The organism is Eubacterium sp. OM08-24 (genome assembly GCF_003438075.1).
GTDB lineage: Bacteria > Bacillota > Clostridia > Oscillospirales > Acutalibacteraceae > Ruminococcoides.
Genome location: NZ_QSTA01000001.1, coordinates 47,114 through 62,371 on the forward strand (window position 1 = coordinate 47,114; position 15,258 = coordinate 62,371).

Below are 15,258 nucleotides of genomic sequence, written 5' to 3' on the forward strand. Positions count from 1 at the left end.
TATCTTAGGAGTGTTTTATGAAAAAAATCTTTTCACTATTATTGGTATCTTTATTGATGTTATCTTCTTTACTTAGCGGCTGTTCGAGCAGCGAACCGAGCAGCAAATCTTCCGATAAAATCAGCATAGTAACCTCGATTTTCCCTTATTATGATTTTGCAAGGAATATTGCAGGGGATAAGGCAGATGTAAAGCTGTTGCTTTCGCCGGGTAACGAACCGCATCATTATGAACCGTCACCTTCCGACATAGTAGCTATTGAGGAATGTGATATATTTATCTATAACGGTGGAGAAAGTGACGAGTGGGTTGAAAATGTGCTCGACTCGCTTGAAAGCAAAAATATTACTGTTTTAAAAATGACCGACTATGTGTCACTTTTAAACGAAAAAAATCCCGATCACACTGACGGCGATGAGGCAGATGAGCATATATGGACTTCTATTAGAAATGCCGAGCAGCTTGTTTCTGCAATTTCGCAAAAGATTGTTGAAAAGGATTCTAAAAATAGAACTTATTATGAAAGCAATACAACTCAGTATTCAGACAAGCTGAAAGCGCTTGATGAGAAATTTACTGAGGTGGTTAATAATAAAAAGCGTGATACTGTTGTGTTTGGCGACAGATTTCCGTTTCTGTACTTTATGACCGATTACGGCATTAATTACGAGTGCGCCTTTCCCGGATGCAGCAGTGAAACCGAACCGAGTCTTGATGTGGTTACAAGGCTTGTTGATTATGTAAGAGATAATAATATTCCCGTTGTATTTCATCTTGAAATGTCAAACGGAAAAATTGCTCAGCTGATTGCTGACGATACGGGAGCAAAGATTTTGCAATTCTCATCATGCCACAATATTACAAAAGATGAATTTAATAACGGCGAAGATTATATTTCTATTATGGAACAAAATTGCAGTGCGTTAAAGGAGGCTTTATCTTAATGGCTTTAATAGATTTTAATAAGGTGAATATCGGTTATGACGGCAAAAGCGTAATTTCCGATTTGACTTTTCAGATAAAGCAGAATGAATATGTTTGCATTGTGGGCGAAAACGGCTCGGGCAAAACTACGCTTATGAAGTGCCTGCTCGGACTTATTCCGCCGCTTTCGGGCAAAATCACTTTTGGTGACGGCTTAACTCAAAATGAAATCGGCTATCTTCCGCAAAAAACCGTTTTGCAAAAGGACTTTCCTGCATCTGTTGAGGAGGTAGTGCTTTCGGGCTGTCTTAACAAAAAGCATACTTTGTTTTATTCAAAGGAGCAGAAAAAAACAGCTCAAAAGAATATGGAGCTTACGGGCATTACAGATATTCGCAAAAATTGTTTTCGTGAGCTTTCGGGCGGACAACAGCAGAGGGCATTGCTCGCAAGAGCATTGTGCGCTACAACCAAACTTTTAATTCTTGACGAACCCGTAACGGGTCTTGACCCCGTTGCAAGTGCTGATATGTATAACCTTGTAAAGAATTTGTATAAAGAGGGAATTACCGTTATTATGGTTTCCCACGATATTACCGCCGCAGTTAATAATGCCACAAAAATTCTCCACCTTTCCAAGGATAACTACTTCTTTGGCAGTACACATCAGTATCTTCATTCCGATGTGGGCAAGAAATTTTTGATTACAGATTGCCCATGCGATGACTGCCAACATCACCATATTCATAATTTAGCTTAAAGGAGGCGGTAAAATGATTCAAACTATTGTAGAAATGTTTTCTTACGGCTTTATTGTGAGAGCCTTTATAGTAGGTACGCTTGTTTCTCTTTGCGCCGCCTTGCTCGGTGTAACCCTTGTGCTGAAACGCTACTCCATGATAGGTGACGGACTTTCGCATGTCGGTTTTGGTGCGTTAGCTATTGCCGCATCGCTTAATCTTGCACCACTTCAGGTGGCAGTACCTGTTATTATTATTGCCGCATTCCTGCTTTTAAGACTTTCCGAAAAAAGCAAAATTCGTGGTGATGCCGCCATTGCCATTATTTCAAGCACAGCACTTGCAATCGGCGTTGTTTGCGTAAGCATTTCGGGTGTGAATACAGACCTCAATTCCTATTTATTCGGCAGTATTCTTGCCACAACAAATGCAGACGCTATAATGTGTGCGATACTTGCATTGATTGTAATTGTGATTTTCGTGCTGTTTTACAATAAGATTTTTGCGGTTACATTCGATGAAACATTTTCAAAGGCTACAGGACTTAAAACAGGTGTTTATAATACTGTAATTGCCTTGCTCACAGCACTTACAATCGTAATCGGTATGAGAATTATGGGTACACTTTTAATTTCGGCTCTTATCATTTTCCCTGCACTTTCCTCAATGAGGGTGTGCAAAAAATTTAAGGCGGTAATTATTTGTTCGGGTGTACTTTCACTTATTTGTTTCTTTGTGGGAATGTATGCGTCCTACACCATGGACACCCCAACAGGTGCAAGCGTGGTTATAGTAAATGCCGTTGTATTTGTAATTTTCTGGCTTATTGAAGTTATTAATACAAGAGTAAGAAAACACAATTAATTATAAAATATTTTCAATTTGAACAAGCTCACTGTCCTTTATGGAGGTGAGCTGTTTTTTTATGCCGGCACTTTCGGCAAGGTAATTGTCGTTGCTCTGTGTAGCGACATATGACCGCATTGCAGATAGGTTTACGCTGATTTCATCAACATAATCGTGAATAAGAAGAATATCAAAGATGCTTAGATTCTTTTGCCATTTTGATTCTGCAGAGGCAAGCACAGATTTTGCACCGTCATAATTTTCACTTTTCACAAGGTTGTCGGCAGATATTATTTCTTCGTTCAGTTCGTCAATTTTATTTGTAACATAGAACATTTCAAAAATTCCCGTTGTTAAGGCTATTATTAAAAAGGCTATCGCTATATAAATTCTTTTCATACTAATTTTCCTTTGTGATTATTTTATAGTTGCCGCCACCGTCAAGCGTCATAATAAAAATATCGTCTATGCTTACATTATTCTTGTAAAGAATTTTATCAACCGTTTGTTTATCACTCTTGCAAAGACGGAGTGAATTTTGCAAAAGTTCGCCGTCACTTATTACAACGGTTTCGAGTTTTGTATCGGGAACGGTTATATCGAGATTTTCGAGTGTAACGGTTCGCTTTTCGGGTTTTTGCAAAACGCTGATTTTTCCGTTGGTTTCCACAATACAATATTGTACCTCGTCAAGCGAAAAAATATCCTGTTGCCTTAACTGAATACATAAATCTTCTGTTGACATTCTCAGGCGTTTCATTTCGTTTTGCATCAGCTTACCGTCCTCAATTACGGTTATCGGCGAGCCGCAGATAAGTCCTCGAAATTTTCGGTTTTTCATCATTATTATGCTTGCAATGATTTCGCAGGCAATCAGCACCAATACGGGAATTATGCCCGAAAGCAAAGGCTGAGAGGTGTTCGACATTGGAATTGCCGCAATGTCCGATACAATTAAAGTAACCACAAGCTCGCTTGGCTGCATATCGCTTATCTGTCTTTTGCCCATTAGTCGGATTGCAAGTATTACAAAGGCGTACAAAAGCAGAGTTCGTATAATTGAAATAATCATTTTATCACCACTAATAATGTTTGCAATAAATGTTATTATATGCAAAATTCGGAATAATTGAGATAACTTTGTAAAGCCTAAATATTGGTGATAGAATGTATAATTCATTAAAAGAAAATTTATCCTCGCTGAAGTCGGCATTTGCAAATTCAGCCGATTTTACGGTAAGAGATATGATTTTAAATTCAAATAAAAAAACAGCCGCCGCCGTTATCACGATTGAGGGAATGTGCAGTAAAGAGGTGATTGCGCTTTCTATAATCAATCCGATTCTTGATTATGATTTTAAAAATGCAAGCGGCGCACAAATCATTGATGAAATCCGACTTTCTGTGCTTTCGGCAAGTGAGATTGTGGAGTTTGAAACCTTTGACGATGCTATTATGTTTTCAACCTCAGGCTTTGCTGTCATAGCGGTTGACGGCTCAAGCAAAATGCTTGCAATCGGAGTGCAGGGGTTTTCTTTTCGTGGAGTTACCGAGCCTGAAAGCGAGGTGGTTCAGCGTGGCTCAAAAGAGGGATTTACCGAACCGCTCAGAATTAATATGACGCTTATACGGCGCAGAATAAAAAGTCCCGACCTTGTGTTTGAAACCGCAACGGTTGGCAAAACCTCAAAAACTCAGCTTTGCATTTGCTATTTGCAGAACTCCGTTTCAAAAATTATTCTTGATAAAATCAGAAAGCGGCTAAAGTCAAGCGACCTTGAAATGGTGCTTGCATCGGGATATTTGTCTGAATATCTTGAGGATAAGGGCACTAAGTCTATATTTTCGGGAGTGGGAATTTCAGAGCGCCCCGATACCGTATGCGGCAAGCTGATGGAGGGCAGGGTTGCGATTTTAGTGGACGGTACACCGACTGCAATTATTATTCCGCATATTTTTGTAGAGGAATTTCAGAGCGTAGACGATTACTCAAATCGCCCCTATTACGCAACTTTTATCAGAATTTTAAAGTATATATCTTTTTTTACGGCAATTTTCGTGCCCGGAATTTACACCGCCTTTGCGCAGTTTCACCCCGAATATTTTCCAAAGGGATTGCTTGTAAAAGCATCAAGCGCACTTGCCGATACTCCGTTGCCCGTTGCGCTTGAGGTGCTTATAATTATGTTTATTTATGAAATTATGCGAGAGGCAGGCTTGCGTATTCCCAAGCCGCTCGGCCATGCGGTCAGTATTGTGGGCGCACTTGTTATTGGTGAAAGTGCAGTAAACGCAGGTTTTATTGCATCGTCTACGCTTATGATAGTCGCGGTTGCGGCTATCAGCAGTTATGTAACCTCGTCACTTTATGCACCGATTACAGTGCTGAGGTTTGCTTTTGTGGCGGTCGGCGGAATTTTCGGAATGTGGGGAATAGTGCTGTTGAGTTGTTTGGTGCTTGCAAATATATGTGCCAAAACCTCTGTCGGTGTGCCGTATATGTCGTCGTTTGCGCCGTTTTCTTTAAAAAGAATGAGAGATGTTTTTGTGCGTGCAGATTGGAAGTTGCTTTCTCGCCATACCATAAAAGTGCAAAAATTTGCTCAGACAAAGGAGGGCGACTCTGATGAAGGGTAAAATTATACAGCTGTACGCAGGGCTGTTTGCTTTGCTGATTTTTATCTTTTTAGGCGGAAAATATAATTACCTCGGCACACTTCCGTTGTGGGCGGTGTGCCTTGAAATTTTGCTTATGGCAGGTGTGCTTGCAGTGCTGATGCTGCCGTCATATTTTCTCCATAAGTCGGCAGGCTGTAATGCTTTTAATGTGTTTATTCAAAAATCGTCTGTTGCAAGGCTGATATTCTCTTCACTTTACTGCATTTTGTTTGTGTTTGCAAGCGTTAGGTTTCTCTCGTTTTATGTTGATGTATTAAAAACCGCTCTCAATCCCAACGCAAATATATTTGTACTTGCGGCAGGCATATTGTGCGTGTGTGCTTATTGCGCATATAAGGGAGTATTTACCACTACAAGGTGTGCGCTGATAGGGGCGGCTGTAATTTCAATTTTTGTGATTATATTTTTGATTGCAAATATTTCTGATGTAGAATTAAATAACCTCTATCGCAGTAACAGCATTGCCACATTTGCAGGCGGCGCATTTTCGCTTTTGCCTGTTTGCATATTGCCTGTAATTTTTTCGGCTTTGTCTGGCGGCTTTAGTCAGAGCAGGTCAGCTTTTATCGGCTTTATTATTGTTGCGATTGTGAGCAGCTGTGTGCTCGTGTTCTTTATGAATACCGTTCTTGCAAACTATGCGGACGGCAGAGAATTTCCGTATTTTATCCTCGCAAAAAATGCCTCGTTCGGGCAGATGACGAGCTTTGATTTTCTCTATATGATTTGTATTTCGCTTTGTGCTTTTATTATAATTTCTCTGCTTTTGTGCTGTATAAATGAAAGTACAGGCGTTGAGAAAAGGTGCAAAAATACCGTTGTCTTTGTTTTGCTCATTTTTGTGCTTTATATATGCACCGAGGTATTTCCTAAGGCTAAAGAGCTTGTGCAAAACGATATTGTGTTTGTGGTTATGTGTGCGGTTTATGCTGTGGTACTGCCTGTTTATGCCTTGCTGAAACTGAACGGAGGAAGAAAAAGTGATTAAAAAAATCGTATTAGTGGTTCTTGCTGTTGGCAGTGCTTTTTTATGCGGATGTGATAACAGCAAGCGAATAGACAAAGCCATATTGATTGACTGTATTGTGGTGACAAAAAATGATTATACATTTGTCTGTATTTCCGATGAAGAAAAAAACGAACTGATAACTATAAAAGAAGAAAGCCTTGAAAAAGCCTTGAAAGCGCTTGAAAGCGAGCACAACCCCGAGGTTGTACTCTCAAAACTTGAGCTTATTGCTTTTGCGGAAAATACAGAGAGCGAAAAATATTCCTCAACCTTACAGCAGATAAAGAATAATTATGCGGTGTCGCCCTCGGTATATACAGCCGTATGCAGTAATGAAATTATAAAATCACTTGATAAAGCTGAAACCGTAGAAAAAAGCACAGAACAAATAATGCTTTTAGAGAATAAAGAGCAAGATGTTTCGTCAACACTTCTAAAAATGAATAACAACCTGAGCAAATCAAAGAAATCTTTACTTTATCTACCATATATTCGTGATAATAACGGAACGGCAGTAGAAAAAGTTGAAATTATGATAAAAAAATGAAAAATAATTCATAAAAAGACTTTATACTATAAGCATTTTGTTGTATAATAATTGATGTATAAAATGGAAAGGCTATATACTTTGGTCAAAAATTTGAATATATTTACCAAAGCGGTTTTCTGTAATGCAATTAAAAATAATTAATTTCCGGTTTAGCTTATTTGTCGGCATTATTACTTATACCAAGCCTTTCACGAGCATATATTTTAATTATTGAACGGCGGTGGATTTATGGCTAGTGATTTTTCGGTTGCACTTTCAAAAATGGTTGAAGATTTAGACCTGCAAAAAATTTATATTGCTGAGAATTTTGAAGAAATCAAAGTATCAACATTTGAAGTTAATCGTCCCGGACTTGAGCTTACAGGCTACTTTGACTTTTTCGACAGCAGCCGACTTCTTCTTTTCGGCACAACAGAGTTTTCGTATCTTTCTCGTTTTGGCTCTGAAGCGCAAAAAATGGTTATCGACTCAATATTGAGCTTTGGCCCTCCTGCAATTATAATTTCAAGAAATATTGAGCCACCTATTGCAATGATGGAGAGCGCCAAAACTCATAAGGTATCTATTTTGCGTTCGGCAGAAACTACTTCCGAGGTTACGGCGGCACTGTTTCAATATCTTAACAAAGAGCTTGCGCCACGAATTACAAGACACGGGGTGCTTGTAGAGGTTTATGGTGAAGGCTGTTTGCTCCTCGGCGACAGCGGTGTAGGTAAAAGCGAAACCGCTATTGAGCTTATAAAGCGAGGACATCGACTTGTGGCAGATGACGCAGTAGAAATCCGCAAAACCTCTACTCACACATTAATGGGACAATCTCCTGAAAATATCCGCCACTTTATTGAGCTGAGAGGTATCGGCATTATCAACGCAAGACAGCTTTTCGGTATGGGTTCGGTAAAACTTGCCGAAAAGATAGATATGGTTATAAACCTTGAAATTTGGGACAACACCAAGGTTTATGACAGAATGGGACTTGATAATCAGTATATGGACATACTCGGAGTGGAAGTGCCTACTCTGACTATTCCTGTAAAACCCGGCAGAAACCTTGCGGTTATTATTGAGGTTGCCGCAATGAACAACCGTCAGAAAAAGCTCGGCTACAATGCCGCACAGGAGCTTTTGAGCGCTCTCGGTATGGATTTTGATATGGGACAGACAGAAAAAATCATTGTAGATAAATGGGAATAACAACGGGGTAAGCAAATGAAATTAGTTGCCGATATGCACACACATTCAATAGCGTCTACACACGCATATGCAACCATAACGGAAATGGCGCAGGAGGCGCACGACCTCGGACTTTTTGCCATTGCCGTTACAGACCACGCAAGAACAATGCCGGGCGCACCCGGACCGTTCTATTTTGAGTCGCTTGCTATTTTGCCTGCATATATAAAGGGCGTAAGAGTATTGCATGGAATCGAGGCTAATATATGCGATTACGAGGGCAACCTTGATGTGGAACCGGAGCTGCAAAATAACCTTGAATGGATAGTGGCGTCACTTCATACTCTGACTATTGAGAGCGAGGCAACTGTTGAAAAATGCACGCAGGCTTACCTTAACCTTGCTAAAAATCCTAATGTAAATGTCATTGGTCACAGTGGCAGTGAGTATTTTAAGTATGACTACGAAAAAGTCATTCCGCAGCTTGCTAAAGAGGGCAAGCTGATTGAAATTAACGATTCCGCTTTCAGATATAAAAAAAGTTGTGCATCTAATTGCGTACGGATTGCAGAGATTTGCAAAAAGTACGGTGCGAGAATTTGCGTGGATACAGATTCTCATTACACACATACACTCGGCAGAGGTACTGAAACTCTGAAAATGCTTGAGGAAATTGACTTTCCGCATGAGCTTATTGTAAACGCTGACGAAGAAAATCTGAAAGCATATTTTAAAGAGAAAAATATTTATTATTAACTGGAGTAATTCGATGAGTAATATTGATAAAATATATAATCTTGCAACGAGCCTTGGATGCGACACAAAGCTGAATGAGCCGATGAAAAAGCACACAAGCTTTAAAATCGGCGGCAATGCGGCTGTTTACATAAAGGTGAGCAATTTAAGCAGGCTCGGCACAATTATTAAGGAATGTAAGCTTACTGATACAAAATTCTTTTTGCTCGGCAACGGAAGTAATATTCTTGTTGATGACAACGGAATGGATTGCGTGGTAATAAAGCTTGAAGATGATTTTAAAGAAATCTTTATGCCCGACAGCGAAACCGTATATTGCGGTGCAGGCGCAACACTTGCCTCTCTCTGCAAGTTTGCGTTGAATAACGGACTCAGCGGCCTTGAGTTTGCGTGGGGAATCCCCGGCACAGTCGGCGGCGCAGTATTTATGAATGCAGGTGCTTACGGCGGAGAGATGAAAGATGTTGTTGTTTCTGTTAATCATATTACGGCAGACGGCACTATCGGCAGAATTGATAAGGATGATTTGAATTTCGGCTATCGCACAAGTGCATACCGCAAAAACGATTGCGTAATCACAGGTGTTACCTTTAAGCTGAAAAGTGATAATCCCGAAAATATCCGCCACAAAATGGACGATTTTATGGGCAGAAGAACAGACAAACAGCCGCTTGAATTTCCGAGCGCAGGCAGTGTGTTTAAGCGTCCCGAGGGCAATTACGCAGGCGCATTGATTGAGCAGTGCGGTTTTAAAGGAAAAGGAGTCGGCGGTGCGCAGGTGTCTGAAAAGCACGCAGGCTTTATTATAAATAGGGGCAATGCCACAGCAAAAGATGTAAAAGAGCTTATTCACAATATTCAAACAACTGTTAAAAAAGAAACAGGCTATGACCTTGAATGTGAATTAATAATGCTGTAAAAGAATAATTTTTATATATAACAGCTGTAATAGAGGAAGTAGAAATTTATGGAATTTGTAATTATTTCGGGTATGTCGGGTGCAGGCAAAACAAGCGCCTTACACATTATGGAGGATATTGGCTACTATTGTGTTGACAATATTCCCACATCACTTTTGCAGACCTTGTATAAACTCTGTATGGATTCATCGGACAGCGCAATGAAAAGAGTTGCCGTTGTGGTTGATGTAAGAGGCAACGGAGATTATGAGGCTATGTATGATGACCTTGAAAATTTCAAGAAAAGCAACGAGGGTGTAAGTATTCTTTATATTGACGCCAAGGTTGACAGCCTTATTGTGCGTTATAAAGAAACAAGAAGAAGACATCCGCTTACGGAAAGGCTCAGGGATGGCTCTGTTGCTGCCGCCGTTAAGGAGGAGCAAAGACTGCTTGTGCCTGTAAAAACTCTTGCTGATTACGGCATAGATACTACTTTTATGTCGATAAAGCAGCTCAGAGAGCGCATTATTTCAATGTTCCTTGAAAACAGCTCAAAGGGCATTATGATTACATTTATGTCTTTCGGATTTAAGTACGGTATTCCGCTTGAGTCGGATTTGATTATAGATGTGCGATGTCTGCCAAATCCGTTTTATATTGCAGAGCTTAAGGAACATACAGGACTTGAAAAATGTATTCAGGATTATGTGCTTGACAGTGACGAAACTCAGGGCTTTGTAAAAAGACTTATTGATTTGCTCGACTATTCACTGCCTTTGTATCTTAAAGAGGGAAAAAGCGAGCTTGTTGTGGGAATCGGCTGCACAGGCGGTAAGCACCGCAGTGTAACTATTGCTGGCTTACTTGACAAATATTTCCTTGACAAGGGCTACAAGTGCATTGTCCAGCACAGAGATGTCAGAAAATAACGAGGTGTAAATAGTGTCGTTTTCCTCAGAGGTAAAAAAAGAGCTTTGCTCTGTTAATGTGGCAGATACCGAGCAAAAAAAGGCTGAGCTGTACGGCTTGCTTATTTTTTCAAAGGTGTTTAAAAAAGATAAAATGGTTCTTTCTACCGAGCACAGCGATGTTTCCAAACGGGCAACGGCTCTGCTCGAAGAACTTTATATGCCTATTATAGAAAAAGAAACGGCTTTGCGTGTGCGAACTACCGAGCATCATCTTTCTAAAATTTCGCTTATAAATTCCGATGACTGCGCAAGAATTTTTGACGATTACGGTCATCACGATAACGATATTTCGCTAAGAGTAAACAGGGCAAATATAAGCAGTGACGAGCTCGTTGCGGCTTTTTTGCGAGGTGCGTTTGAGGGCTGCGGTTCTGTATCAGACCCAATGAAAAGCTATCATGCGGAATTTTGTGTTCCGCACAAAAATCTTTCCGTTGATTTGTGTAAAATTCTTTCTGAAATTCCCGAATGTGATTTTACTCCAAAAACCGTTGTGCGCAACGGCAGCTATGTTGTTTATTTTAAGGGCAGTGAGCAGATTTGTGATTTGCTTACATACATAGGGGCGACCAACTGCGCAATGGAAATTATGGGCACTAAGGCTGTAAAGCAGGTGCGCAATAATATTAACAGGCGAATTAACAGTGAGGTTGCAAATATAACCAAAATTGCGTCAGCGTCAGCAAAACAGCTTTCGGCAATTAAGAAAATCAAAGATAAAAGGGGACTTGAGTCTTTGCCCGATGACCTAAATGAAATTGCGGTATTAAGGCTTGAAAATCCCGAGATGTCACTTCGTGATTTGGGGCAGAATCTTTCAACTCCTATAAGCAGAAGCGGCGCAAACCACAGAATGAACAGACTACTTGAATATGCAGAGGATCTTGACTGATGGATAAAAATTTAACTTTTGAACAGGCAGACAGCAGGCTTGATGAGGCTGTTGCAAGGCTTGAGAATACTCAGCTTTCACTTAAAGAAAGCGTTGATTGCTACGCAGAGGCGTGTGAATTGCTCGGCTTTTGTATGCAGGAGCTTATGGAGAGCAAGGGCAAAATTGAGGATATTAATGCCAAATTAAACGGCATTTGTAATATAGATGGTGATGAAAATGACTGATTATATAAAAATGACCGAACAGGCTTTGTATGATTATCTGCCTGATTTGAATTGCAGAGAAAAACAGCTTATTGAGTCGATGAATTACAGCCTTGAGGCAGGCGGCAAAAGGGTAAGACCTAACCTTGTGTTTAGCTTTAACGAGCTTTGCGGCGGCAATGCCGAGGCGGCAGTACCTTTTGCGTGTGCGGTTGAAATGATACACACTTACTCGCTTATTCACGATGACCTGCCTTGTATGGACGATGACGATATGCGCAGAGGCAAACCGTCAAACCATAAGGTTTACGGCGAAGATATTGCTCTGCTCGCAGGCGATGCTTTGCAGTCGCTCGCCTTTGAAATTATGACGAGTGAAAAGGCAATAGCAGGCAGTTCGGCTGTTGCTTGCTGTAAGGCGGTAAATACTCTTTCAGTTTATTGCGGAGCAACAGGAATGGTTGGCGGACAGGTTATTGACCTTATTAACGAAAATAAATCCGCACCTATTGAAGTGCTCAGAGAAATGGATTATAAAAAAACAGCTTGCCTTATAAAGGCGGCGTGTGAGCTTGGATGTATTTCGGCCGATGCTGACGAAAATCTTATAAAGGCGGCATCAAAATACGGCGAGTGCATAGGAATTGCATTTCAGATTCAGGACGACATTCTTGATGTTGTTTCAACAGATGAGGAGCTTGGCAAGCCTGTTGGCAGTGACAGCGAAAACGCAAAGTCTACATATGTTTCTTTGCTTGGCATAGAAGAATGCAGAAAACTTGTAGCCGAGCTGACAGACAAGGCAAAAAATGCACTTATGGCTTTTAACGGTGATACAAAAGCATTGTGCGATTTTGCAGACTACCTTGCAAGCCGTACAAAATAATTGACTGATAATGATATGAATATAAAGGATAAGGAGGGAGAAAATGGGTGACTATGAGTTATTGCCAAAGATAAAATCACCTGCCGATGTAAAAAGGCTTGACGAAAAAGATTTGGCAAAATTGTGCAGTGAAATACGAGAAAAGCTGATTGAAACCGTATCACTCAACGGCGGTCACCTTTCTCCGAATTTGGGCGTTGTGGAGCTGACGGTGGCAATCCACAGAACATTTAACTTCCCGAAAGACAGCATTGTGTGGGATGTGGGACACCAAAGCTACACACATAAATTGCTTACGGGCAGATATGAGGACTTTTACACCCTGCGCCAAAAGGGCGGCATTTCGGGATTTCCGAAACACACTGAAAGCAAGTACGATGATTTTAATACGGGTCACAGCAGTACCTCTATTTCCGCCGCATACGGAATTGCAAGGGCAAAGGTGCTGAGCGGAGATCAGAGCCACACCATTGCGGTAATAGGTGACGGCTCGTTTACAGGCGGTCTTGCCTTTGAGGCGATGAATAATGCAGGCAGGTTCAAAAAGAATTTTATTGTTATTTTAAATGATAATAAAATGTCTATTTCAAAGAATGTCGGAGCATTTCCGAGGTATCTCACAACGGTGAGAATACAGCCTTGGTATATCAGAGTAAAGAAAAACACAGAAAAAATACTCTTCAAAACACCGATTATCGGCAGACCGATAAGTGCGTTTTTAAGAAAAAGTAAGTCAAAAATTAAAAACCTTGTGTATAAAAACACCCTGTTTGACTGCTTTGGATTTACATATATCGGGCCGATTGACGGTCACGATATAGCTGAGCTTGAAAATGCCCTTTCGGCGGCTAAAAAATTTAATTCGCCTGTTCTTTTGCATGTGGTTACCAAAAAGGGCAAGGGATATTTGCCGGCAGAGGAGAACCCCGGTGCTTTCCATGGAATAGGTAAGTTTGACATAGATTCCGGCGAGCCTATATCCTCGCACAAAGGCTTTTCTGCCGAATTTGGCAACGCTCTTTGCGATTTGGCGGAAAAGGATAAGAAAATCTGTGCTATTACAGCCGCAATGGCTAAGGGTACGGGACTTGAGAAATTCTCAATTTATCATAAAGAAAGATTTTTTGATGTGGGAATTGCCGAGGAGCACGCCGTAACCTTTGCTTGCGGACTTGCCACAAAGGGTATGCGCCCTGTATTTGCGGTGTATTCTACATTTTTGCAGAGAGCTTACGATCAGATAATTCACGATGCGGCAATGAGCGGACTTCACATTGTGCTTGCTATTGACAGAGCCGGAATTGTAGGCGATGACGGTGAAACTCATCAGGGTGTGTTTGATGTTTCTATGCTCAACTCAATTCCGAATGTTACAATTTTCTCTCCGACATATTTTGACGGACTGAAAAATTCGCTTAATTCCGCCATTTATGTGTGCAACAATGTTGCCGCCGTAAGATACCCTCGTGGCGGTGAACTTTATAAGCCAGATGATTTTGGCGAAGAAAGCATTACCTATGATATTTACGGCAATAAAGATTGCAGCAAGCTGATTATTACTTACGGAAGATTGTTTTCGTATGCCTGCAAGGCAAAGGAAATCCTTGCCGAAAAGGGCATAGAGGTTTGCATTTTAAAACTTTGTAAAATCAAACCGATAGACACAGCGGCTTTTGATTTTGCAACTAAATTTAATACGGTGTGGTTTTTTGAAGAGGGAATAAAAACAGGCAGTGTTGCAAGAAACTTTGGCGATGCGTTGCTTGCAAGACAGTTTTCGGGCTGTTACCATATAAAAACCATAGGCGATAAATTTGTAAAGCAAATGTCGGTATCCGAGGCTTTGCATATGCTCAGGCTTGACGCTGAGGGTATGGCAGATGTGGTCTTGGAGGATCTCGACAGGATTGGAAACAGAGAATGAAAAAAAGACTTGATATACTTGTATATGAAAACGGATTTACTGACAGCCGAGAAAAAGCAAAGGCTATTATAATGGCAGGTCAGGTTTATGTTGATAACCAAAAGGCTGACAAGTGCGGTCAGAGTTACGATGAAAACTGCAAAATCGAGGTGCGTGGCGCAACTCAAAAATATGTAAGTCGTGGCGGACTCAAACTTGAAAAAGCTATAAATAATTTTGACTTTGATTTAAACGGCAAAATCACAATGGATATTGGAGCATCTACGGGTGGATTTACTGACTGTATGCTCCAAAACGGCGCAAAAAAGGTATATTCCATTGATGTAGGCTACGGTCAGCTTGCTTGGAAACTCAGAACAGATGAAAGAGTGGTAAACCTTGAGCGCACCAATATGCGAAAGGTCACAAGGGAGCAAGTGCCCGATGAAATCGACTTTTTCTCGGTTGATGTATCTTTCATTTCGCTTAAATTGATTTTGCCCGTGGCAAGACAGCTTATGGCTGAGAACGCTCAGGCTGTTTGCCTTATAAAGCCGCAGTTTGAGGCAGGCAGAGAAAAGGTAGGAAAAAAAGGCGTGGTAAGAGATCCTGCCGTACACATTGAGGTTGTGCAGAATATTTTTAATTTCTGCCTTGAAAACGGCTTTGATGTGCTTAATCTTGACTATTCGCCTATAAAAGGCCCTGAGGGAAATATTGAGTATCTTATTCATCTGAAAAAAAGCGATGACCCTAAGTCATATACAGATATTACCCCCGAGGAACTTGTTAAAAATTCTCATAGTCAGCTTGATAAATAA

The 15,258-nt window shown here is 40.7% G+C and carries 17 protein-coding genes; 15 read left to right on the forward strand and 2 right to left on the reverse strand.

The annotated features are described in order from the left end of the window. Positions 1-17: 17 nt before the first annotated feature. The 3 genes from DXC23_RS00235 to DXC23_RS00245 are packed head-to-tail and all read left to right on the forward strand — an operon-like array spanning position 18 to position 2,528. On the forward strand, positions 18-944 hold the full coding sequence (locus tag DXC23_RS00235) for a metal ABC transporter substrate-binding protein (RefSeq protein WP_117704214.1): 927 nt from the start codon (positions 18-20) through the stop codon (positions 942-944). Beyond that, positions 944-1,684, forward strand: a complete 741-nt coding sequence (locus tag DXC23_RS00240; protein ID WP_117704215.1) for an ABC transporter ATP-binding protein — start codon at positions 944-946, stop codon at positions 1,682-1,684. The genes DXC23_RS00235 and DXC23_RS00240 overlap by 1 nt, the downstream gene beginning before the upstream one ends. A gap of 13 nt (positions 1,685-1,697) precedes the next feature. Continuing rightward, complete coding sequence (locus DXC23_RS00245; RefSeq protein ID WP_117704216.1) at positions 1,698-2,528, forward strand: metal ABC transporter permease; 831 nt, start codon at positions 1,698-1,700, stop codon at positions 2,526-2,528. Here DXC23_RS00245 and DXC23_RS00250 read toward each other — a convergent pair whose 3' ends face one another. Next, complete coding sequence (locus tag DXC23_RS00250) at positions 2,529-2,909, reverse strand: DUF4363 family protein (RefSeq protein WP_117704217.1); 381 nt, start codon at positions 2,907-2,909, stop codon at positions 2,529-2,531. Between the two features lies 1 nt (position 2,910). Then, entirely contained in the window at positions 2,911-3,582 is a 672-nt protein-coding gene (locus DXC23_RS00255) for a DUF421 domain-containing protein (protein ID WP_117705034.1), read from the reverse strand. A gap of 95 nt (positions 3,583-3,677) precedes the next feature. Between DXC23_RS00255 and DXC23_RS00260 the strand changes: the two genes are divergently transcribed. From DXC23_RS00260 to DXC23_RS00315, 12 genes are all read left to right on the forward strand, one after another. Further along, entirely contained in the window at positions 3,678-5,147 is a 1,470-nt protein-coding gene (locus tag DXC23_RS00260; protein WP_117704218.1) for a spore germination protein, read from the forward strand. Beyond that, positions 5,137-6,177, forward strand: coding sequence for a GerAB/ArcD/ProY family transporter (locus tag DXC23_RS00265; protein WP_117704219.1), 1,041 nt, complete (start codon positions 5,137-5,139; stop codon positions 6,175-6,177). The genes DXC23_RS00260 and DXC23_RS00265 overlap by 11 nt, the downstream gene beginning before the upstream one ends. Then, positions 6,170-6,745, forward strand: a complete 576-nt coding sequence (locus DXC23_RS00270; protein WP_117704220.1) for a hypothetical protein — start codon at positions 6,170-6,172, stop codon at positions 6,743-6,745. The genes DXC23_RS00265 and DXC23_RS00270 overlap by 8 nt, the downstream gene beginning before the upstream one ends. A 231-nt stretch (positions 6,746-6,976) precedes the next feature. Beyond that, the gene (hprK, locus tag DXC23_RS00275; RefSeq protein WP_117704221.1) at positions 6,977-7,942 is read left to right on the forward strand and encodes an HPr(Ser) kinase/phosphatase; all 966 of its coding nucleotides are present in this window, start codon (positions 6,977-6,979) and stop codon (positions 7,940-7,942) included. A 15-nt stretch (positions 7,943-7,957) separates the two neighbouring features. Beyond that, complete coding sequence (locus DXC23_RS00280) at positions 7,958-8,677, forward strand: phosphatase (RefSeq protein WP_117704222.1); 720 nt, start codon at positions 7,958-7,960, stop codon at positions 8,675-8,677. 13 nt (positions 8,678-8,690) lie between these two features. Then, entirely contained in the window at positions 8,691-9,596 is a 906-nt protein-coding gene (gene murB, locus DXC23_RS00285; protein WP_117704223.1) for a UDP-N-acetylmuramate dehydrogenase, read from the forward strand. 48 nt (positions 9,597-9,644) lie between these two features. Next, on the forward strand, positions 9,645-10,508 hold the full coding sequence (gene rapZ / locus DXC23_RS00290; protein WP_117704224.1) for an RNase adapter RapZ: 864 nt from the start codon (positions 9,645-9,647) through the stop codon (positions 10,506-10,508). Positions 10,509-10,521: 13 nt separating this feature from the next. After that, positions 10,522-11,442, forward strand: a complete 921-nt coding sequence (gene whiA / locus DXC23_RS00295; protein WP_158552381.1) for a DNA-binding protein WhiA — start codon at positions 10,522-10,524, stop codon at positions 11,440-11,442. After that, entirely contained in the window at positions 11,442-11,669 is a 228-nt protein-coding gene (gene xseB / locus DXC23_RS00300) for an exodeoxyribonuclease VII small subunit (RefSeq protein WP_117704226.1), read from the forward strand. Before whiA ends, xseB begins: the two co-directional genes overlap by 1 nt. After that, positions 11,662-12,534, forward strand: coding sequence for a polyprenyl synthetase family protein (locus DXC23_RS00305; RefSeq protein WP_242997359.1), 873 nt, complete (start codon positions 11,662-11,664; stop codon positions 12,532-12,534). The genes xseB and DXC23_RS00305 overlap by 8 nt, the downstream gene beginning before the upstream one ends. Positions 12,535-12,577: 43 nt before the next feature. Further along, a complete protein-coding gene (dxs, locus tag DXC23_RS00310) occupies positions 12,578-14,458 on the forward strand; it encodes a 1-deoxy-D-xylulose-5-phosphate synthase (protein WP_117704228.1) in 1,881 nt (626 codons plus the stop codon). Continuing rightward, the gene (locus DXC23_RS00315; protein WP_117704229.1) at positions 14,455-15,258 is read left to right on the forward strand and encodes a TlyA family RNA methyltransferase; all 804 of its coding nucleotides are present in this window, start codon (positions 14,455-14,457) and stop codon (positions 15,256-15,258) included. Before dxs ends, DXC23_RS00315 begins: the two co-directional genes overlap by 4 nt.